The organism is Rugamonas aquatica (assembly GCF_009380215.1).
Lineage (GTDB): Bacteria > Pseudomonadota > Gammaproteobacteria > Burkholderiales > Burkholderiaceae_D > Rugamonas > Rugamonas aquatica_B.
The window spans coordinates 674,194-696,257 of sequence record NZ_WHUG01000002.1 but is presented as its reverse complement, the minus strand read 5'-3'; the positions used below and the strand labels follow the sequence as shown (position 1 = coordinate 696,257).

Sequence of the window (22,064 nt, the reverse complement as noted above, 5' to 3'; positions counted from 1 at the left end):
GGCGGCATCCGCAGACGCCGCCGTGCACCGCTATTTTAGTAGTTGATACCTGCCCGCATGCCGACGGTGCGCGGTTCGATATAGCCGGCCTGCATCTGGCCGCCCGTCGCCGCACCGCCCCAGGTTTTGGCCCAGGTATCGGTCACGTTGCGCACATAGCCTTCCACGTACCACTTTTCTTCAGGGCTGGTCAGTTTGAGCGAGACGTCACCCTTGGCATAGCCCTTCTGCGACAGGCCGATATGCGGATCGTCGAAGTTCAACAAGTCGAAGTAGATTTTGCTCTGATAGCGCATGCCGCCCCAGGCCACGACCTTGTAGCCGCTGTCGAGCGCGAAATCCTGCGACATGTTCAAACCGAAGGTGTACTTCGGCGCGTTCGGCAGCGTGTTGCCTTCGAGGTTGCGCGCGCGGCGGCCGCGCAGGCGCGCTTCCGGTCCGCTGTACACCTCGGGGCATTTCGACACCGAGTTGAACTCCACCCGCTCGGCACACAGATAGCTGTCGTTGTAGGAGTCGTAGTCGTGGATGGTCGGCTTGATGTAGCTGGCGAAGCCGCCCACCTTCGCGCCGCTCCACGGCTTGTAGTCCCACTCGATTTCCAGACCGGGGATGTTGACCTTGGCCACGTTGACCGTCTGCCAGCCGTGCTGGATATCGCAGGCCGGATCGGTGGTGCATGGGCTCTTAGGTATCACCTGGGCGAAGAAGTTATCGCCGGTGATCTGCATGTCCTTGTAGCGCTGGAAGAACGCCACCACCGACAGGCCCAGACGGTTCTGCAGCAGCTTGGCCTTGTAGCCCAGTTCGAAGTTGATGACGGTCTCCGGACCATACGGCGTGTACGAGATATTCGGCGACGGTCCGTTCACGCACTGCATGCCGCCGCACAGATCGTGCTTGTCGCCGAAGCCTCCGGACTTATAGCCGGTCGATACCGAGCCGTAGGCCATCTCCTGCGCGTTGATCTGCTTGTTCAAGCCCAGGCGCCAGGTGAATTTGCGCCAGCTGTCGGCGTGGTCGTTCGGAGTCGGATCGCCGAAGCCGAGCAAGGCTTGCGGGCCGTTGTTCGGTCCCATCGCCGTGGTCAGGTCGTTGCCGTTGTGCGGACGCCAGCCGGGCGAGCCTGGCTCGCCCGGCTTGTACAGCCCCAGATAGTAGGCGTTGGGGAAGCCGCCGCCCCAGCTGCCGCCGCCGTAGTTCAAGCCGCCCTGGTCGGACTTGCTGTCGCGGCTGAAGCGGCCGCCGACCGTGCCGGTCCACGTCGGCGCGAAGGTCCAATCGGCTTGCGCGAAAGCGGCCTTGGCGTCAATCTCGCGATCCGGCTGCGCGTAGTACTGCGCGATCGGCGCGCCGTAAGGACCGTAGACCAGGTTCTCCTGCGAGAAGTTGATCTGGTTTTTCTCGTGCATCCAGAACAGGCCTGCGACGTATTTGAAGGCGCCGAAGCTCTGCTTCAATTGCAGCTCGTTGACGGTGGACTTGTAGCGCGAGTCATGCGTGCGGGTGGCGCTGTCCTTGACCGGCCAGGTGCCCCAGTTGCCGCCGGAGCCCAGCGGCAGGCTTACTTCGGTCTGGAACGGCAGCGGATGGAAGCCGTTGTCGTCGTCGTGCACCTGGCTGCGCTGCTGGTCGGCCCAGGCGAAGCCGTAGTCCAGCGTGGTGTTGCTGTTGACGTTCCAGGTGGCTTGCGAACGCACGGTGTTGATTGTCATGTCGGTCTGCCCCGGCACGTTAATCAGCACATCCCACTGGCCGCGCGTGCAGGCGTAGCGGGTGCCCGCGCCCTGGTCGCAATCGCGCACGTTGACGTAGCCGGCGCCGTTGTTCTGGAATTTTTCCGCCGTCAGCAGCCATTCCACGTCGCGGCCGAACTTCATGCGCGCGGCCAGCCGGCCGGCCCATTCGTCCTGGTTGTTGTAGGCGTGCGCCGCATCGACCTTGCTGTTGTAGCGCTGGTCGACCAACGGCGTCCCTGGCGGGAACACGCTGCCGAAGCCCTTGTCGCTGTAGCCGGTGAAGTCCTGCAGCTGGTTCAGGCGGCTGTCCTTCTTGACCTTCATGAAGGTGGCGCGCAGGGCCAGCGCATCGTTGACGGCGATATTCTGGATCATGTTCAGCTGCTTCATGTGCAGGCTGCCCATCTCGTACGAGCTGCTGCCATAGGTGCTGCCGAATTCCGGCTTGGCGGGAATGATGTTGATGCTGCCTGCCGTGGAGTTACGGCCGAACAGCGTGCCTTGCGGGCCGCGCAGCACTTCCACCTGCTCCAGATCGAACATCAGCGCCTGCGCGCCCTGCGGACGCGGCGAGTACAGGCCCGCCACGTGCAGGCCGGCCGACGGGTCGCCGATCTCGGTGAAGTTGGTGGCGCTGATGCCGCGGATGGTGATCTGCACCGCCGAGTCGTTCGCCTCGGTCATCTGCACGTTGGGCAGTTCGCCGGAGATGCCCTTGAGGGTGGTGATGCCCTGGCGGGTCAGCTTGTCCTGCGTGAAGGCCGTCACGGCCAGCGGGGTTTTCAGCAGCGAGGTGGCGTAGCGGGTGGCTGTAACCTTCACTTCCGGGATGCCGTCCTTGTCGACATCGGTGCCGACCACTTTAGGTGCGGCCTCGGCGCCGTCCTCCGCCGCTGCCCAGGCGTGGGATGCCGCCAGGTTGAAGGCGCTGGCTATGGCCAGGCTCATTATGGTTTTCTTGGTCATCGCGTGCAAAATATGTCTCCTGTTTTTATGGGTGTAAAAAAACCGGCCCCTGCATCGAGGCCGGCAACTTCGCGGCGGGCGAAGCGATGAACCTGTGCTACTGCGGGATCAATTTGAAGGATTGGGCCGGCGTGCCGTTGCAGTCATAGATCTGCAGCTGCACGCCGTTGGAGGTGGAAGCGGCCGGCACGTCGAGGCACTTGCCGCTGCCGCGGCCGACGAACTTGTAGTAGCCGTCGCCCTGGTCCACCGCCTGCCATTGCTGGTTGCTGCCGCCGCCGTAGGTCCACAGCTGGACCTGCGAGCCGTTGGCGGTGCCCCAGCCCGCGACATCCCAGGCCAGCCCCGGCGCCTGCTGGGTGCTGACGCGGTAGTTGCCGCTGTCGGTAGGCGTGAACTTCCACTGCTGGTTGGCGGCGCCCCGGCTGTCGCACGCCCATTGATGGACCACGGCGCCGTTACTGGTCGAGAAATCGGCGTCGTCGACGCAGGAGCCGCTGTTCTTGTTGACGACGCTGTACCACTTGTTCGGGTCGATCCCGACCACCGGATCGGTGTGGAACTGCACGTCGAAATCGCCGCTGACGAAGCCGGCGCCGTTGCGCCAGATTTCGGTGCCCGCTTCCACATCGAGCAGGTACCAGTTGTTGTCGACCGCCTTGCGGCCGACCGAGTCGCGGAAGAACGGCACCAGGTCGAAGTTGACGGCGTTGACCGGCGAGGTGGCGACGTAGGAGACGATGTTCCAGCGCGGCCAGCCTGACGGGTTGTTCCACGCGGTCCACACATCCCAGTTCATGCCGTTGATGTTGACGTTGGCGGTCTTGGTGCCGGCCGGTTGCACCGAGCCGCTGTGGTTAATCCAGATCATGATCTCGGCGCCGTCTGGCTGGCCGCTGGGCGGCGCGACCGGGCCGGACGAGAACCAGATGTCGTAGGCGATGTCCCAGTCGCCGCCGGCGCCGGGCGTGACGCGCCAGCGCGACGGCGCGTAGGTGATGGCCTTGGCCTGCAATGGCAGGCCGCTGTCCTTGGTGCACGAGGCCCAGTGGCAGCCCTTGTAGATGGCCGGATAGGCGGCCGGCGTGCTGTCCGGCGACGACGGCGCGCTGCTCACGCTCCACTCGCCGTTGTCCTGGTTGACGTTGACGCATTGCGAACCGCTGGCCTTGTCGTTCCAGAAGTTGGTGATGACGGTGTAGGTCCCGCCCTTCACCGGGTAGGACGCGTAGCGATCACAGGTGGATGCGGCCAGGCCGGGTGCGCTGTAAGCCAGCAGGATGGCGGCGGCCAATGCCAGTTTGGGTGCTGTGGTTGTTGTCATTGCTTAGTCTCCGTATTGGTTTTGTAAGAGATCTCCCTGCGTGCAGTGCCAAACAACAACATTGCACGTAGGTAAAGCATAGTCAGATTGAAAGCCGTCCGCCCGTTCAAACTTGCGCAGCGGCCCGGCCAAAATTGCTCAGCATTCACGTCCCTTCAGTATCTTTTCAGCCACAGCAGATGTAACGGCAGTGGTCTTGCATGAAATATATGCTTTATGATGGAAACGTTTCACTTGTCTTTTTATATTAGCATCTTTTATTATTTGTTAACAAGCAGTACGGAGCACGTCATGCATATGCCATCCCCCACGTCCCGGCCGCTGGAGTACCGGCTCAATCACGTCCTGGACTACATCGATGCGCATCTGGGCCAGAACCTCAATCTCGACTGCCTGGCCGCACTCGCCCATTTATCGCGCTACCATTTCCTGCGCCGTTTCCAGCAATGGAGCGCCGAGGCGCCGCATGCCTACGTGCGCCGGCGCCGGCTGGAGACGGGCGCCTCGCAGCTGCTGTACTCGTCCGATTCCATCGCCGCCGTCGCGCAGAACTGCGGCTTCGACACCGCCGACGGCTTCGCCCGCGCCTTCCGCCAGTATTTCGGCCTGTCGCCGTCGCGCTGGCGCGACGAGCAGCGCGTCATGGCGGCCGCCAGCAGCGCGGGACCGGTGGCGGGCCAGCATGGGCCGGTGCGGGTGATCCAGCTGCCGACCGCGCGGGTGGCCTACACGCGCCACTTCGGCCCCTACGATGTGGACAGCGCCGCGCAATGGCGGCAGCTCGATATCTGGTGCTGCCAGCACGATCTGCCGCCGTCGGCGCGCTTCGGCATGGGCCTGGACGATCCCGATATCACGGCGCCGGAGAAGTGCCGCTACGACGTCTGCGTGGAACTGCCGGAGAGTTTCGTGGCGCCGGCCGGCATGCCGGTCAAGACCATCGCCGGCGGCATGCATGCGGTGCTGAGGTTTATCGGCCCGCGCGTGTTGAGCAAGGATGCGTGGCATCGGCTGCTGCGCGACGGCGTGCTGTATGGCCGCTACAAGGTGGCGGCGCGGCCCTGCTTCGAGCGCTATCCGCCGGACCAGCGCCTGGCCTGCATTGAGGCCCAGGATTGCGAGTTGTGCCTGCCGCTGGAGCCGCAGATGGCCTTGTAATCAGCCGGCCGACAACATGGCCGACATGCCGATCAGCGTGGGATATTGTTCGGTGATGACGAAGGTGGGAATGTGCGACAGGTAGTCCGAGAAGCGGCCCTTCTGCTCGAAGCGGGCGCGGAAGCCCGAGCGTTCGAAGAACTCGCTCATCTGCGGCACGATGCGGCCGCCGATGTAGATGCCGCCCTTGGCGCCCAAGGTCAGCGCGACGTTGCCGGCCACGGTGCCCAGCATGTCGCAGAAGGCGTCCAGCGTCTCTTCACACACGGGGCACAGGCGATGCAGGCCGCGCTCCATGATCTGCGACGTGCTCAGGTTCTGCGGCTCGATGCGCGCGCGTTCGGCCAGCGCGCGGTACACCAGCACGATGCCGATGCCCGACACCAGCCGCTCGCTCGACACATGCTCGTGATAGCGCCGCGCATAGCGCAGGATATCGATCTCGCGTTCGTTCATCGGCGCGAAGGTGCTGTGCCCTCCTTCGCTGTCGATGGCGATCCAGCGCTCGCCGGCCGGCACCAGGCCGGACACGCCCAGCCCCGCGTCCGCGCCCACCAGGCCGATGGTGGCGCCGCTGCGCGCCACGCCGCCGCCGATCTGGCGCTTGTGGTCCGGCGCCAGATAGGGCAAGGCGCTGGCCAGCGCGGTGAAGTCGTTCACCACCACCAGCGATTTCAAACTGAATTGCGAACACACCGCCTCGATCGAGAACGACCAGTGGTGATTGGTCATCGTCACCCAGTCGCCGTCGATGGGGTTGGCGATGGCGATGCCGGCGAAGCGCGCCTGGTAGCCGCCGGCCGCCACCGTGGACGGCTGCGACAGGTAGGCCACCAGCGCCGCGCCCAGTGTCGGATAGGCCGCGCACTCCGTCACCCAGATCGCCTCGATCTGATTGGGGGCGGTCTCCAGGCCGAAGCTGGCGCTGGTGCCGCCGATGTCGGCCAGCAGGCGCGGACCGCTTGCGAGGTGCGAAAAAGCTTCGCGTTTCATTGTCTCTTCCTTGTTATGACCAGCGGCCTGATTATATGTCACGTCGCTTATGAAAACGTTTTCAAGCACTGTTTTCATTAAATAACGTATGCCAATGAAAGTCAATGCGGGATCACGGGCTGATTTGGCGGAAAGCCGCAAAATTTATGGTAATCTTCCGGCGAAAAGGTTTTCAGATAAAAATAGGACACACCTTGGCAGACACCCCCTACTCCTCCGGCCCATCGACCCTGATGGATGTTGCACGCCAGGCGGGAGTGTCGCCCAGTACCGTCTCGCGCATCCTCAACGGCACCGCCAAGGTGTCGGAAGACAAGCGCCTGGCCGTGCTGGCCGCCATCGACAAGATGAAGTTCGCGCCCAACCAGATGGCGCAGGGCCTGAAAAAAGGCCGCTCGATGACCATCGGCATCGTGGTGCAGGACATCTCCTCCCCCTTCTTCGACGAAACGCTGCGCGGCGTCGACGACGGCTTGAAAGGCACCGGCTACGCCTCGGTGATCGTCAGCGGCCACTGGAACGCGGAAGAGGAAGCGGACCGCATCCGCCTGCTGCTGGCGCGCAAGGTCGACGGCATCATCCTGCTGTCGGGCCGCATGTCGGACCAGACCGTGCTGGGTTTTTCCAGCCAGCGCCCCATCGTCTCCACCGGCCGCGCATTGCAGACCCGCAGCGCCCTGGGCTTCAAGCTGGACAACGAATCGGGCGCCTACATGGCGGTGCACCACCTGATCGAACTGGGCCACCGCCGCATCGCCTTCATCTCCGGCCCTGCCAACAACATCGACGCCGCCGAGCGCCTGGCCGGCTACACGCGCGCGCTGAACGAGGCGCACATCGAACTGGACGCCAATCTGATCGTCGAGGGCAATTACCACGAGGCCAGCGGCATGCTGGCGATGAACCGGCTGTTCGACACGCACCAGCAATTCACCGCCGTGTTCGCGGCCAACGACCTGAGCGCCTACGGTGCGCGGCTGGCGCTGTACCGCAAGGGCATCCGCGTGCCGGACGACATCTCGCTGGTCGGCTTCGACGATTTGCCCGGTTCCTCCTATACCACGCCGCCTCTGACCACCATACGCCAGCCCTTATATGACATCGGCCGCATCGCCACCCAGGCGCTGCTGCGCATCATCAACGGCGAGGAAGCGCGGGGCGAAGTGCCGCCGCTGGAGCTGATTGTGCGCGAAACCACGCGGCGCGTGCGCTGAACATAGTAGCCACACGGAAAAGCTGCCTTTTCTGCACCGAAGCCCTATCCGCTTTACAATGGCGGACGTTTCGGCAAAAATCACCCTCGATCTTTTTCACATCGTCAAACCAACAAAAGGAAGAACAATGGAACATACTCTGCCACCACTGCCGTATGCAATCGACGCCCTGGCGCCGCACATCTCGCAAGAAACGCTGGAATACCACTACGGTAAGCACCACCAGACCTACGTTACCAACCTGAACAACCTGATCAAGGGTACCGAGTTCGAAAACCTGTCCCTGGAAGAGATCGTCAAGAAATCGTCCGGCGGCATCTTCAACAACTCCGCCCAGGTATGGAACCACACCTTCTACTGGAACGGCCTGACCCCGAACGGCAAAGGCGCACCAGACGGCGCGCTGGCCGACGCGATCAACGCCAAGTGGGGTTCGTTCGACAAATTCAAGGAAGAGTTCACCAAGTCGTGCGTGGGCAACTTCGGTTCGAGCTGGACCTGGCTGGTGAAAAAAGCCGACGGTTCCCTGGACATCGTCAACACCTCCAACGCCGCCACCCCGCTGACCACCGACGCCAAAGCGCTGCTGACCTGCGACCTGTGGGAGCACGCCTACTACATCGACTACCGCAACGTACGTCCTAAGTATGTAGAGACCTTCTTCAAGCTGGCAAACTGGGACTTCGCTGCCGCGAACTTCGCATGATGTAAACCCTGGGGGTCAAGTCTGACATTCGGACACGGCCTCTGCCGTAACAGCCGTTACGGCAGAGGCCGTGTCCGAATGTCAGACTTGACCCCCAGGGTGCTTTTTTTTCACGGTCACATGTTAACGTTAACCTATATCGTCACAGTGGAGATGGAGAATGAGAAAAGTCCTGTTTTACCGGTTCGGTGTTCTATGCGGTTCGGCCCTGTTGTTGGCCGGTTGTGGCGGTAGCGGCAGCGCGGAGGCGCAATCCGCGCCACGCACGGCGGCGCTGCGCATGGGGGCAAGCGCCCCCGCCGACGAATACGACACGCTGCGCCTGAAGTGGCTAACGCAGATCACCGGCGGCAGCGCCATCAACACCGCCGATGCCGACATGGCCGCGCAGATCGCCACGCTGACCGCCACCGCGCAATCGAACTGGAACTCGATGACGCCCGCCGCCGGCCGCACCGCACTGTGGAGCGACCTCGCTGACTGGAGCGCCTCCTCCACCATCACCGCCAGCTACGGGCGCCTGCGCGTCATGGCCACCGCCTACGCCACCAGCGGCTCCACACTGCAAGGCAATGCAAGCCTGGCCGCCGACATCGTCGCCGCACTGGACTGGATGGCCGCCAACCGCTACGGCACCGCCAACACCGCAGCCGGCAACTGGTGGGACTGGGAGATCGGCTCGCCACAAGCACTCAACGACCTGATGGTGCTGATGTACGACCAACTCAGCCCTGCGCAGATCGCCACCTACACCGCCGCCATCGACAAGTTCGTCCCCGATCCCGCCAAGCGCACCGGCAGCACGCTGGTCGAAACAGGCGCCAACCGTTTGGACAAAGCCTCCGTCGTCGCAGTGCGCGGTGCGGTCGGCAAGTCCAGCGCCAAGCTGGCGCAGGGCCGCGACGCCATCAGCCAGACCTTCCCCTACGTGACCAGCGGCGACGGCTTCTACGCCGACGGTTCCTTCATCCAGCACACCAACGTCGCCTACACCGGCAGCTACGGCCTGGTGATGATAGGCGACATGGCGCGGCTGTTCTACCTGCTCAACGGCTCCACCTGGGCCGTCACCGACGCCAACGCCGGCAACGTCTACACCTGGGCCACGCAAGCCTACAAACCCTTCGTCTACCAGGGCGCGATGATGGACTCGGTGCGCGGCCGCGCCATCTCGCGCGAGCCGACCGCGCTCTCGCCCAATAGCGACCACGATGCCGGCCGCTCGCTGACGGCCACACTGGCGCGGCTGGCGCAAGGCCTGCCGGCGGCGCAGTCGGCGTCACTGAAGAGCACCATCAAGCACTGGATGCAGCGCGACACCAGCTACGCCAACTACTATGCGGGCCTGGGCCTGTACGACATCGCCAACCTCAAGGCCATCGCCGCCGACAGCAGCGTGACGCCGGAGCCGGAGCAAATCCAGACCCACATCTTCGCCAGCATGGACCGTGCGCTGCACAGCTACGCGGGCTACAGCTTCAACCTGAGCATGTTCTCGAACCGGATCTCCTCCTTCGAATACGGCAACGGCGAAAACCTCACCGGCTGGTTCACCGGCACCGGCGCGACCTGGTTGTACAACAACGACCTGACTCAGTTCGGCGGCAACTACTGGCCCACGGTGAACACGCGCCGCCTGCCCGGCATCACCACAGACGGCTCAGGCTCCGGCACACCGGCCAACTTCGGCAGCTTCCCGAACACGCAGACCTGGGTGGGCGGCTCGGAGGTCGACAACCTGCACGCGTCGGCCGGCATGCAGTTCTCGCTGTCCAAAGTCACGGGCAGCACGCTGGCCGGTAAGAAGTCGTGGTTCATGTTCGGGAATAAGATCATCGCGCTGGGCTCGGGCATTTCGAACACCGATGGCCGCACGGTCGAAACCATCGTCGAAAACCGCAAGCTGAACGCGGCCGGCAGCAATGCGCTGACCATTAACGGCTCGGCGATGCCAACGACGATGGGCTGGTCCGCCACCACCAGCGGCGTGCAGTGGGCGCATCTGGCGGGATCGGTCAGCGGCAGCGATATCGGCTACTACTTCCCCACCGCCGCCAGCGTCAACGGCCTGCGCGAGACCCGCACCGGCAGCTGGCAGGCGATCAACACCGGCCAATCCAACGCCCAGGTCAGCAACCGCTTCCTCAGCCTCGCGCTGTCGCACGGGGCCGGGCCGACCAATGCGTCGTACGCCTACGTGCTGCTGCCCAACCTGACAGCGGCGCAGACGGCCAGCTATGCCGCCGCCGCCACCGTGACGGTGCTGGAGAATTCAACCGACGCCCACGCGGTCAAGGACAGCGCTTACGGCGTGGTCGGCGTCAACTTCTGGAATGACGCGAGCAAGACGGTGTCCGACGGTGCGGCGGCCTACATCACCAGCAACCGCAAGGCTTCCGTCACCGCGATCGAAGCGCAGAACGAGCTGCATATCGGCGTCTCCGATCCTACGCAGAAGAACACCGGCACCATCAACCTGGAGATCCAGCGCGCCGCGTGGCAGGTGATTTCGGCGGATGCCAACGTCACCGTGACGCAAATGAGCCCTACCATCAAGCTCTCCATCAACGTCAATGGCGCGGCAGGAAAAAGCTTTGCGGTCCGGTTGGCACTGGCGCAGACCCAGACGCTGACTACGGCGGCCGACGCCTACGTCATCAACGGCGCATCCGCCGGCAACAACTACGGTGCCGCCAATGTGCTGGTGACGAAGAACGACGGCGTCGGCTACTTCCGGCAATCGTATCTGCGCTTCGACCTGTCGTCGATCACGGGTGCGGTGTCGAACGCCCGCGTGATGATGACGCCGACCAGCCTTGGCGCGGTGGCCGGCATGGCGAATCAGGTCCAGCTGGTGCAGGCCAATACGTGGGGTGAGAGTACGCTCAACTGGAACAACCAGCCTGCCGCCACCACCCTGCTGGGCAGCTGGACGCTGGGCGCGGCCGGCACGCCGGTGTGGCTGGACATCACCGCGCAGGTCAACAGCGCGCTGGCCGGGGACAAGCTGCTGTCACTGCTGGTGTCGTCGCCGACCAACTACGGCGCGGATGGTTGGGTCAACTACGGATCGCGCGAAAACACCAACGCAGCCTATCGGCCCGCGCTGGTGATTACAACGCATTAGTCCAAACTGATATTGGCTTCGCTCTCCGCATCGAACAAATGGATGCGGGAGCAATCCACCACCAGCGCCAACGCCTGGCCGGCGCGGATGTCCACATTGCCGGCCAGGCGAGCGACGATGTTCTGCGCCCCCACCTGCACGGTGACGATGGTCTCGGCGCCGAGCGGCTCCACCACCTCCGCCACGCCGCGCAGCACCGCGCCGTTGTCCGCCACCGCGCCAGGCTGCAACAGGCTGAGTATCTCCGGCCGCAGCCCCAGGCTGACAGGCCGCCCTTCGTGGCCGGACACGCGCTGCGCCATATCAGTCGGCAGCGTCAAGGCATAGCCCTCACCGCCCACCACGCCGCCGAGCACATGGCCATCCAGGAAGCTCATCGCAGGCGAGCCGATAAAGCTGCCGACGAATTTATTGGCCGGCCGCTCATACAGCGCCATCGGACTGGCGACCTGCTGGATCTCTCCGCCCTTCATCACCACAATGCGGTCGCCCATCGTCATCGCCTCGACCTGGTCGTGCGTGACGTAGACAGTGGTGACGCCCAGCTTGCGGTGCAGCCGCGCGATCGACGCCCGCATCTCCACGCGCAGCTTGGCGTCGAGGTTGGACAGCGGCTCGTCCATCAGGAATGCCTGCGGCTTGCGCACGATGGCGCGGCCCAGCGCCACGCGCTGCCGCTGGCCGCCGGACAACTCCTTCGGCCGGCGCTCCAGCAACGGCTCCAGATGCAGCATCTTCGCCGCCTCGTCGACGCGCTCGTTGATCTGCGCCTTCGGCACGCCGTCCAGCTTGAGCGCGAAGCCCATGTTCTGCCGCACCGTCATGTGCGGATACAGCGCATAGCTCTGGAATACCATCGCGATGTCGCGCTCCTTGGGCTGCAAGTCGTTGACGACGCGGCCGCCGATTTGCAGGTTGCCATCGGAGATATCCTCCAGGCCCGCGATCATGCGCAGCGTGGTCGATTTTCCGCAACCCGACGGGCCAACAAACACGACGAACTCTCCATCCTCGATGTGCAGGTTGAAGTCCTTCACGGCATGGAAGCCGTTGTCATAGAATTTACGTACATGCTGCAAACTGATTGCTGCCATGATGTTTTCCTTGTGTGCTGGTCAGACGCCGCCCATGGCGGGATCGCTGACGCCATGAGCGCCTGTTTCCAGCCGTCCGGCGTAGCGCCGTACAAAATCGCCGCAGGTGGCGCTGAAGTCGTACCAATAGTGCTGGTTGGCGATCTCCTGCCGCCACAGATAGGAACCGCCGTTCGCCTGCAAGATGATGGTCTTGGGCGGCAGCATACGGTAAGCATTGAGCTCCAGCGTGACGCTGCATGGCGCAGCGCCATCGTTGCGCAACGCCAGCCACATATTGCCTTCGCGGCTATCCGCCTCCGCCGACAGGCCTGCGGTGGCCGTGGACAGGTTGCCGGACAGGCGGCGATGGAAGCCGTTCGGTCCCAGTATCCACAGGTCGTAGCGTCCCTGGTCCTTGGCGTCCGATTGCCAGACATCGTCCAGCTGCTTGCCCGCTTCGACGGTGTAGCGGCGCGGCAGGCGGTCCAGATGCAGTTGATCGTAGACGTGGAACACCGCACCGGCGCTGCCGCTGTTGACGAAGCTCAGCGCCACCACATCGCGCCCAGCCACGCCACCGGCGGCCAGCCGCACTTCGGCGCGCACATTCAGCTTGTACGGCAGTGCGCGCGACGGCCGCGTGCCGCCCGCCTGCACCGGCAGTGACTGCGCATCGGCGGCCGGCACTTCGATGCCGCGCTGGCGGCGCTGCTCGGCGCGCAGATCGTCGGCCCACTCCTTGCTACGCGGGTCCAGCACCGGCGGCCGCGCATCGGGCGAGGCGAAATCGAAACAGCTGGTCAAGTCGCCGCAGACGGCGCGGCGCCATGGGGCGATATTGGTGTCACGCACACCGAAGCGGCGCTCCAGGAACTGCAGCACGGAGGTATGGTCGAACACCTGCGAGTTGACCCAGCCACCTTTGCTCCACGGCGAAATCACCAACATCGGCACGCGTGGACCCAGGCCGTAAATGCGGCCATCGGTGTGGCATTCGTCGTTGAACGGCAGCGTGGACTTGCCGGCCCGCGTGCCGTCGCGGTTCAGCGCAGGCGCGGCCGGCGGAGGAGCGTGGTCGAAGAAGGCGTCGTTTTCGTCGTACATATGGAGGAATACGGTCTTGCTCCAGACTTCGGGATTCGAAGTCAGCGCCTCCAGCACCTGCTGCGTGTACCAGCCGCCCTGAATCGGCGTCGATGGTCCCGGATGTTCGCAGTACATGCGCGGTGCGACGATCCACGATACCTGCGGCAGACGACCCGCCTGCACGTCGTCCTTCAGGCCCTGCACGGACACGCCTTTGAGCGTGGAACTCAGCCCCTTCTCCAGCAGCACGCCACGGCCATCCGTGTACTGCTGCCGATATTGGCGAAACAGCACGAGCGGGTTGTTGTCGTAGTTGTCGGCCATGTCCTGATAGACCTTCCAGCTGACGCCCGCCTCCTCCAGCCGCTCCGCGTACGTGACCCAGGTGAAGCCATCCTCCGCCGGACCCAGGCCGTCCTTGGTGTTGTCAATGGCGGGGCCGCCGCACAGCGACGCCGGATCGTTGGTGCCGCTGAACAGGAACAGGCGGTTAGGATTGGTGCCGCCCTGAAGCGAGCAGTGATAAGCGTCGCACACCGTGAAGGCCTGCGCCAGCGCGAACTGGAACGGCAGCTCCTGCTCGCCGTAGTAAGCCATCGAAGCATCGGTCTTGGCGCGCGGCCAGAAGCGCATGCGGCCGCCGTCCCAGGCTTCCTGCGCGTCCGGCCAGGTGTGCGGCAAGTCCAGCGCGCACTGGGCGTTGCCGGCCTGCTGGTCCAGGCGGTACGGCAGCACGGTGCGGCGGCCGTTGAACTGCTGCCAGATGTTGCGGTTGCCCTGCACCGGTATCGTGAACCGGTCGCCGAAGCCGCGCACGCCGTTCATCGTGCCGAAATAGTGGTCGAAGGAGCGGTTCTCCTGCATCAGTATCACCACGTGCTGCACGTCCTCGATGCTGCCCTTGACGCTGTGCGCCGGCACAGCCAGCGCCTCGCGTATCGACAGCGGCAGGCTGGCATACACGCTGCCTGCTATCGCGGACCGCAGGAACCCGCGGCGACCAGTTTTCAGCTTCATCTATTCTCTCTCCTGTTACGGACGCTGCGCCGACAAACGGGCGATATGCGTATCGGTACCGTGCAGTTCCAGCACAATCAACTCGTTCTCGCCTTCACGCAGCAAAGGCGCCGGCACATACAGCGCCGTCTGCGGACCGCACTCCCAGTAGCGGCCCAGATTGAAACCGTTAAGCCAGGCCACACCCTTGCGCCATCCCGCCATGTCGAGGAAGGTGTCGCCCGGTGCAGCCACGTTGAAACGCGCCCGATGGAAAGCGGGACGGCCATCGGCCACCACGCCGGACCTGAACGGCAGGTCGCCGACATCCTCCAGCGGCAGCGGGTACATCTGCCAGTGATACAGCTTGTTGATGCCCAGCCTTACCCAACCCAGTATGCCCTTGCGGTCCTGCAGATCGGGGCCGTAATTGACGCGCCCCTGATTCTCGACCAACAGCTCCAGCGTAGTCAAGCCGCCGGCAGGAATATCCACTTCCAGCTGCAAGGGGCCGTTACGTTCGATGACGCCAACCGGCCGGCCGTTGATGAAGACCTGCGCACGGTCGTGCAAGCGCTCCAGCGACAGCACCGCCTTGCCCGGCGGATGAGCGGTCTCGGTGCGGTACAGGATGAAACCATAGTTTTGTCCCAGCGTCTCCATCGCGCGCGGGACAATGTCGCGATACGCCTCGCTCAGCAGCGGCAAGGCGTCCCACAGGCCGATGCTGGCGTCGAACGCCACCGCGTCGATGGCTATGCGCGGCGCGGGTGCGGGCAGCTGCATCGGCGGCAGCGCCACATGCTTCTCCAGCACGGCGCGGAAGGCGTGGAACTTGGCGGTCGGCTGGCCGGTTTCATCGAGCGGCGCGTCGTAGTCATAGCTGTTGACGGTGGGTTGATAGTCACGCGTCAGCAGGTCTGTATTAGCGCCATTCATGAAGCCGAAGTTGGTCCCGCCATGGAACATGTAGACGTTGACATGCGCGCCGCAAGCCATGATGCGGTCCAGCGCATCGGCGGCATCGGCGGCGTCGCGGGTGTGGTGCGGCTCGCCCCAGTGGTCGAACCAGCCGTTCCAGAACTCCATGCACATCAGCGGACCATCCGGCTGGTACTCGCGCAGCTTGGCGAATTCCTCCTCGGCGCGCGAGCCGAAGTTGGCGCTCTTCCAGACCTGCGCCAGCGTGCCGTGCGTGAGCATATGATCGGTTGCGCCGTCCGATGTGAACAGCAGGGTTTCTACCCCGCTGTCCAGCATCAGACGGCGTAGCCACGTCAGGTAAAGCTGATCGCTGCCGTAACTGCCGTATTCATTTTCAACCTGCATGGCCAATATCGGGCCGCCGCGCTGGATCTGGAGAGGGAGCAGGCGCGGTAAAAGGTCGTCATAAAAACGGCGTACAGCTTCCAGGTAAGGCTGGTAGCAGCAGCGCACTTCCATGTAAGGGTCGGCCAGCAGCCAGGCGGGCAAGCCGCCGAACTCCCATTCGGCACAGATGAATGGGCCGGGCCGGACGATCACATACAAACCCAACGACTCGGCCAGGCGGATGAACGCCGCCAGATCGAGTCCACCTTCGTAGCGGAACTGCCCTGCGGCGGGCTCGTGCAGATTCCAGGCTACATAGGTTTCTACCGTGTTCAAGCCCATGGCTTTGAGCTTGAGCAGGCGGTCCTCCCACAACTCGGGGAGGACGCGAAAATAATGCAAGGCGCCGGAGAGCACCCTGAACGGCTGACCGTTCAGGTGGAACTGGTCTCCGACGATATCGAAACTGCCTATCGTTTGATTCATGTTCTGCGAATGAGTGAATTAGAATTTATAACGCAGGCCAAGGTAGAACTGACGCCCGGAGCTATAGAACGCGCTGCTGTTCTCGAACGGGATCGTGGCACTGGCGGCGTTGTAGACGCGCAGCTTGGGATTGTTCAGGTTCAGGCCTTCGAAGGTCAGCGTCAGCTTGTCGTTGACGATGTAGTTGACCGATGCAGCCAGCGTGCCAGTAGCGGCGCTATAGCTCTGCGACAGTCCGAACAAGCCGTTACGCGAAGCCGAGCGGTAGGAATACACCAGGCGTGCGCTGAACTGGTCGTTCTCGAAGTAAGTGCCGGCGGTATAGGCGTTCTTCGAGGAACCCAGCATCGGCAGGCCGTTGGCCTCCTTGGCGTCGACATAGCTGTAGTTGGCCTGTATACCGAAGCTACCCCACACCGGCTGCTCGTATCCGAGCTCGATGCCTTTCGAAACACCCTTCGTCGACACCGGCGAGTTCACCACCGTAGGCACCAGCGCAGGACCGCCCAGCGATGCAGGGATGGCGGTATTCAGCAGCACCTGAGTGCTGGTGCCGGAGCCGATCAGCGATTCGAAGTCGATGTAGAACAACTGTGCCGACAGCAGCGAGCGCGGTTTGAAGTACCACTCCACGCCCGCGTTGTAGTTCTTCGCCACCACCGGCGCCAGTTTCGGATTGCCGCCGGTTGCGGTGGACGGTACAGGATTGGCCACGTTGTAGGCGAAGCCGCTGAAGGTGGCGCCAAGGGCGCTGTAGTCGGGACGGGACATGACCTTGGCCGCGCTCAGTCGCACCACCACGTCTTCGCGCACGTCCAGCGCCAGGTTCGCGCTTGGCAGCTTGTTGGTGTAGCTGCTGTCGGTGGTCATGGTGTAGAAGTTACCGAAGCGCGAGCCGGTAGTCAGCGTTGCGCCGGCCGGCACGAAGGTAGCGCAGGCGCTGGCCTGGGCCGGGCTGCCGTAGGTGATGCCGTTGGTGGCCGAAGGCACGCCGCATGGCACGCCGGTGTTGGTAGTCACGCTGACCTTGGTGCGAACCAGGCGCAGGCCGACGTCGCCGCGCCAGTGTTCACCCTCGAAGCGCGCCATCAGGTAGCCCGAATCGACCTTCTCCTTGACCTTGAACACGCCCGATACCGGCAGGTTGTACGAAGGGTTGGTCGGCAGGTTGGCATTGGACCACGACACCACCTGGTCGGACGTCAGCAGCGGCAGGCCGCCGGTACCGAGGCCGCCGAGGTTATTGCCAAAGTCGCCGGGATAGACGGTGCCGCCGTAGCCTGGCAGCGTGGTGATGGCGGTGGCGCCGTTATTGGCCGCGTTGACCGCGGGGCCGCCTTTGAGCGGACGCGTACCAGCACGCTCGTGATCAGAGTGGCGCACGCCGGCCTTGATGGCGGACAGCCAGCTGTCTTCGAAGCGGTACTCGCCATCCACGTTGCCGTAGCTTTCCTTGTCGGCGCTGTGTTGCAGCGCGTAGGAGTCGTCGGCGCCGCTGTTGCCAGGGTTGGCCGTGAGGCTGGCGGCGTTGACGCCATTCGGCAGCGACAGCTGCAACGGCGATCCGGCGCCGCTGTAGGCGTAGCCGGTCGAGGTGTTCGGCAGGAAGGCGTAGTTGGCGTACAGGTAGGCGTCGCTGTCTGCCTTGGTCTTGCCGACCTGGCCGGTGAAGCGCAGGTTTTCCGAGGCGCGGTATTTGAAGTCGCCGTTGAGGAAGTTGGTCTGCGACGCGGCGCTCGGATTCGAATAGGTTTCGATCTGCGCGCCGGTGGCGTTGCCGGTGTTGTCGAAGCGGGCGTTGGTCAGCACGCCGTTGGCGAGGGTGACATTGGTCGGAACGACGCCGCCGGCGATGCTGTTACCGGGACGGACAACGAAGTTGTTCATCAGGTACTCGGCCTTCAGCTTGGAGTGGAAGCCGTTCAGGTTCAGCGTCAAATCGTTGTTGACCTTGAACTCCGCATCGACCACGGCGCCGCTGCGGTGGCGCTCCTGCTGGAACAGCTGCTGCGTGATGCCGGACGCGTAGTAGGCGCCGGCCAGCTGGCCGCCATTGGCCTTGCCCGCAGCGCTGGTCGGGCTGATGACGCCCCAGGTCATTTGCTGGCTGTCGCGGCGGATCTGGCGCTTCTGATCGAACACCTGCAGCATCACGCCCGCGTCGCCGGTTTCGTTCTTCCAGTTGAACAGCGCATTCAATTGCGGATTGGTCTTGCCGGACAAATCGGAGTACACGCCCTGCAGGCCGATTTCGGCGGTGAACGGCTTCTTGAACTCCAGCGGACGGCGGGTGAGGATATCGATCGCGCCGGAGACGCCGCCTTCCAGCTGGTCGGCCTGCGCGCTCTTGTGCACGATCACCTGCGAGACGATCTCCGACGGCAGCAGCAGGAAGCTGACGGAACGCGAAGCGCCGCCGTTGGACAGCATGTCGGAAGGATCCCAGTCGGCGGTCGCCACCGAGTGTCCGTTGATGGTGGTCAGCGCCAGGCTAGGGCTGGTGCCGCGCATGCTGACACGGTCGTTCTCGTCGTAGCCGTTGCCGCCGCCGCTGCCGGCGGTGGTGACGACGCCGGGCAGCTTTTGCAGCGCGTCGGCCACGTTCTTGTCCGGCATTTTGCCGACATCTTCGGCGCTGATTACTTCGGTCACGCCGTCGGCGTGGCGCTTCTTCTCCAGCGATTTCTGCTTGGAGGCGCGGATACCCGTCACTTCGATCTGTTGAACCGGAGCGTCGGCCGCCGGTGTCGTTGCCAGTTCAGCCGCATGCGAGGCCGCCGTCCCCACGATGGTCAATGCCACCGCCAGCGCCATCGGATGGAAACGCAATTGCACCTTGCTGCTGTTGTAGCTGTCATTCATCTCCGACTCCCTTTTGTTAAGTACATCAATACTTTTATAATTGGTCAAGACATGCCTGACCTGGAATGTGAAAACAACACCGGTCCCTTGCGAGACGTCTCCTAATCTCTGTCCATCCTGTCCCCTTCTATTCTTCGAATTAATTGATCTACCAGTAGCCCGCCGTGCCGCGCGCGACGCGGCTCAGCGCTTCAAGGTAGAAGAAATCGCCCCACAGATTCGCCTCGTCGACGCCGTGGCCGTGCGGTTTGCTGTACACGCCGTGCAGCAGCAGCGCATTGCTGTCGCCAGGCTGCGCGGCGCACAGCCGCACCAGGCCATCGAGGATGTGCAGCGCGGCGGCGCGGTAGCGGCGGCGCTGCTCGCCCTCCTCCAGCTGGTCCGACAGCTCCAGCAGGCCGCAGGCGGCGATGGCGCTGGCCGAGCTGTCCCAAGGTTCGCCGCTGCGCTCATCGAACGCCAGATCCCAGTAGGCGATGCCGTCGGCGGGCAGGCGGCGCAGGAAGTAGTCGGCCTGGCGCATCGCCACTTGCAGCAGTCCCAGATGCGGCGCATAGCGGTGATTCAGCGCGAAACCGTAGATGCCCCAGGCCTGGCCACGCGCCCAGCACGAATCGTCAGACCAGCCTTGCGCGGTGCTGCCGCGCAACGGCGCGCCGGTCTGAGGATCGAAATGAAAGGTGTGGAAACTGGAATCGTCGCTGCGCACCAGGTAGTCGCGCGAACGCAGCGCGTGCGTCATCGCGGCCGCTTTGTAGCTCGAACGGCGCTCATTACCGCCGGCCCAATGCAGCAGCGGTAGATTCATCAGGCAGTCGATGATGATGCGGCCACGCTGTTGCGGGTCGCTCAAGTCGCCCCAGGCCTGGATGATGCCGGCCTTGGGCAGGTAGCGCTGCATCAAGTGGTCGGCGGCGTCCAGCGCCATCTTGCGCGCGCCTTCGTCGCCGGTGATGCGGTACGCGGCCACGCACGACGGCATGTAGAGGAAGCCGAGATCGTGATGATCGATGTTGATGCGCTTGGCCAGCCGCTCACCGTAGCCGGGTAGCTGCGCCAGCGCGGCGTCGCGGAATTCCGTCTTGCCGCTCAGCTCATGGGCCATCCACAGCATGCCGGTCCAGAAGCCGGTGGTCCAGCCGGTGTTGGCGCCGTCGGCGTAATGTTCGAAGCGGCGCGGCTCGTAGTGATTGGTGCGGCTGGTATCGTCCGGGAACAGCGTGGCGTAGCGCGGCAGATTGGCCGACAGCTGCGCCAGCGCGGTTTGCAGTGCGGCCTCCAGATCCATGGCCTGCGGCTTGTCGATAGTGGTCGGCGATGGAGAAGTTGCGATCATGGTTTCCTTGTTCAATTGATGGTTGCCGATGGCGATACGTATGGCGGAATCGCGCCGCGGTGGGGCAGCTTTGCGGCGGCGGCCTGGTTGGCCAGCGTGGCGGCGCGTTCGGCGTCTGCTCCGCGCATGCGGTGCAGCAGATAGGCGCCGTTCCAGGCGTCGCCGGCGCCGGTGGTGTCGACCACGGTGGCTTTCGCCGGGGCGATGCACAGCGGGCCGCTGGATAGCATCAGCAGGCTGCCTTCTGCCCCGCACTTGATCGCCAGTTCGAGGCCGGGATGGGCCGCCAGCACAGGGGCGGCGGCGAACAGTTCGAAATCGGTTGGGTGGCTGGGCAGCAGGATGTCGACCAGCGGCAGCAAGGCGTCGAAAGCCCGCTTGGCCGCATCGAGGCCGCCGCGTTCGGCCCACAGGCGCGGCCGGTAGTTCGGGTCGTACGCCACTTTGACGCCGTATGCGCGGGCGATCCGCGCGGCCGCCAGCGTGGCCTGCATTGCGCTGTCCGAAATCGCCTGGGTGATCCCGGACAGCAGGATGCAGCTTGCGGATGCGATGTACGCCGCATCCAGGTCGGCCGCTGCGATGCGCGATGCAGCGGAGTCTTTGCGGCGATAGGTGAATTCGCGCTCGCCACCTTCCAGCAGCGAGATGAAGTAGACGCCGTTGTCGCCGGCCGCCAGCGGCGCTTGTTCCGTATCGATGCCCAGCTGCCGCCACTGGCGCAGCAAGGACGGGCCAAACGGATCGTCGCCGACGCGGGTGATGAAGCCGGTACGGCCGCCCTGCCGGACCGCTGACGCCAACGCGTTCAGCACGTCGCCGCCGAAGGCACGGGTGAGCTGTGCGGCCTCGCCCAGCGGCTCACCTGCATGCAGCTCCACCATGCACTCGCCCAGCGCGACCAGATCGAAACGGCGTCCGTTCATCGCGCCATCCAGCCGCCGTCGACCACCAGCGTATGCCCGTGCACATAGTCGGCCGCCGACGATGCCAGGAACACGGCAGCGCCGCCGAGGTCCGATGGACGCCCCCAGCGGCCGGCCGGGATGCGCTCCATGATCTGCCGGCTGCGCTGCTCGTCCTGCCGCAATGCTGCGGTATTGGCCGTCTCGATATAGCCGGGCGCAATGCAGTTAACGTTAACACATTTAGACGACAATTCGTTTGCGAACGCTTTCGTCAATCCCACCACGGCGTGTTTGCTGGCGGTGTACGAAGGCACGCGGATGCCGCCCTGGAAACTCAACAGCGATGCGATGTTGATGATCTTGCCGCCGCCCCGCTGCACCATGCCGCGCGCAGCCGCCTGCGACAAGCGCCACACCGCATCCAGGTTGACGGCGAGGACATCGCTCCAATCCTGCTCTCCAAACTCAGTCAGATCGGCGCGGCGGATGGTGCCGGCGTTGTTGACCAGGATATCGACCGGCCCCAATTCTTCAGCCACCGCGTCGAGCAGCGCCTGCACGTCGGCCTGTGCCCCAAGATCGCACTGCACCTCGTGATAGCGGCGGCCCGTGGCTGCAACCAGCGTATGCGTTTCATCGGCCGCAGCGGAGTGCACGGTGATCGCGACATCTGCGCCAGCCTGCGCCAGGGCGACGGCGATCGCCTGGCCTATACCGCTTGCACCGCCTGTCACCAGCGCAGTCTTGCCGGCGAGGGAAAAGAGTTCGGCTGCCAT

14 protein-coding genes are annotated in these 22,064 nt (G+C 64.1%); 4 read left to right on the top strand and 10 right to left on the bottom strand.

Annotation, left to right across the window (positions count from 1 at the left end):
* Positions 1 to 35 precede the first annotated feature (35 nt).
* Positions 36 to 2,687 (bottom strand): TonB-dependent receptor, encoded by a 2,652-nt coding sequence (locus GEV02_RS07385; protein ID WP_152837403.1) that lies wholly within the window; start codon positions 2,685 to 2,687, stop codon positions 36 to 38.
* Positions 2,688 to 2,802: 115 nt separating this feature from the next.
* A complete protein-coding gene (locus tag GEV02_RS07380) occupies positions 2,803 to 4,029 on the bottom strand; it encodes an RICIN domain-containing protein (RefSeq protein WP_152837402.1) in 1,227 nt (408 codons plus the stop codon).
* A 291-nt stretch (positions 4,030 to 4,320) separates the two neighbouring features.
* Here GEV02_RS07380 and GEV02_RS07375 point away from each other — a divergent pair, with 291 nt between their 5' ends.
* Positions 4,321 to 5,187 (top strand): AraC family transcriptional regulator, encoded by an 867-nt coding sequence (locus GEV02_RS07375; protein WP_152837401.1) that lies wholly within the window; start codon positions 4,321 to 4,323, stop codon positions 5,185 to 5,187.
* Here GEV02_RS07375 and GEV02_RS07370 read toward each other — a convergent pair whose 3' ends face one another.
* The gene (locus GEV02_RS07370) at positions 5,188 to 6,180 is read right to left on the bottom strand and encodes a glucokinase (RefSeq protein WP_235922685.1); all 993 of its coding nucleotides are present in this window, start codon (positions 6,178 to 6,180) and stop codon (positions 5,188 to 5,190) included. It abuts the gene before it with no gap.
* Between the two features lie 233 nt (positions 6,181 to 6,413).
* Between GEV02_RS07370 and GEV02_RS07365 the strand changes: the two genes are divergently transcribed.
* The 3 genes from GEV02_RS07365 to GEV02_RS07355 all read left to right on the top strand — a co-directional run bounded on the left by GEV02_RS07365 (position 6,414) and on the right by GEV02_RS07355 (position 11,227).
* Positions 6,414 to 7,394: a LacI family DNA-binding transcriptional regulator gene (locus GEV02_RS07365; protein WP_152837547.1), complete on the top strand. Its 981-nt coding sequence runs from the start codon at positions 6,414 to 6,416 to the stop codon at positions 7,392 to 7,394.
* A gap of 127 nt (positions 7,395 to 7,521) precedes the next feature.
* Positions 7,522 to 8,100 (top strand): superoxide dismutase [Fe], encoded by a 579-nt coding sequence (gene sodB / locus GEV02_RS07360; RefSeq protein WP_008446326.1) that lies wholly within the window; start codon positions 7,522 to 7,524, stop codon positions 8,098 to 8,100.
* Between the two features lie 160 nt (positions 8,101 to 8,260).
* Entirely contained in the window at positions 8,261 to 11,227 is a 2,967-nt protein-coding gene (locus GEV02_RS07355) for a polysaccharide lyase family 8 super-sandwich domain-containing protein (RefSeq protein WP_152837399.1), read from the top strand.
* On the opposite strand, the gene GEV02_RS07350 is transcribed toward GEV02_RS07355, so the two are convergent.
* The 7 genes from GEV02_RS07350 to kduD form a co-directional block, all read right to left on the bottom strand.
* Positions 11,224 to 12,321, bottom strand: a complete 1,098-nt coding sequence (locus GEV02_RS07350) for an ABC transporter ATP-binding protein (RefSeq protein ID WP_152837398.1) — start codon at positions 12,319 to 12,321, stop codon at positions 11,224 to 11,226. The genes GEV02_RS07355 and GEV02_RS07350 overlap by 4 nt on opposite strands.
* Positions 12,322 to 12,342: 21 nt before the next feature.
* Positions 12,343 to 14,406 carry a phosphocholine-specific phospholipase C gene (locus tag GEV02_RS07345; RefSeq protein ID WP_152837397.1) on the bottom strand — a complete coding sequence of 688 codons (2,064 nt, stop codon included), beginning with the start codon at positions 14,404 to 14,406 and terminating at the stop codon, positions 12,343 to 12,345.
* 15 nt (positions 14,407 to 14,421) lie between these two features.
* Positions 14,422 to 16,182 carry a glycoside hydrolase family 35 protein gene (locus GEV02_RS07340; protein ID WP_152837396.1) on the bottom strand — a complete coding sequence of 587 codons (1,761 nt, stop codon included), beginning with the start codon at positions 16,180 to 16,182 and terminating at the stop codon, positions 14,422 to 14,424.
* Positions 16,183 to 16,200: 18 nt separating this feature from the next.
* A complete protein-coding gene (locus tag GEV02_RS07335; protein WP_152837395.1) occupies positions 16,201 to 19,044 on the bottom strand; it encodes a TonB-dependent receptor in 2,844 nt (947 codons plus the stop codon).
* 148 nt (positions 19,045 to 19,192) lie between these two features.
* The gene (locus tag GEV02_RS07330) at positions 19,193 to 20,380 is read right to left on the bottom strand and encodes a glycoside hydrolase family 88 protein (protein WP_152837394.1); all 1,188 of its coding nucleotides are present in this window, start codon (positions 20,378 to 20,380) and stop codon (positions 19,193 to 19,195) included.
* Between the two features lie 11 nt (positions 20,381 to 20,391).
* Positions 20,392 to 21,306, bottom strand: a complete 915-nt coding sequence (locus GEV02_RS07325) for a sugar kinase (RefSeq protein ID WP_152837393.1) — start codon at positions 21,304 to 21,306, stop codon at positions 20,392 to 20,394.
* On the bottom strand, positions 21,303 to 22,064 hold the full coding sequence (gene kduD / locus GEV02_RS07320) for a 2-dehydro-3-deoxy-D-gluconate 5-dehydrogenase KduD (protein WP_152837392.1): 762 nt from the start codon (positions 22,062 to 22,064) through the stop codon (positions 21,303 to 21,305). Before kduD ends, GEV02_RS07325 begins: the two co-directional genes overlap by 4 nt.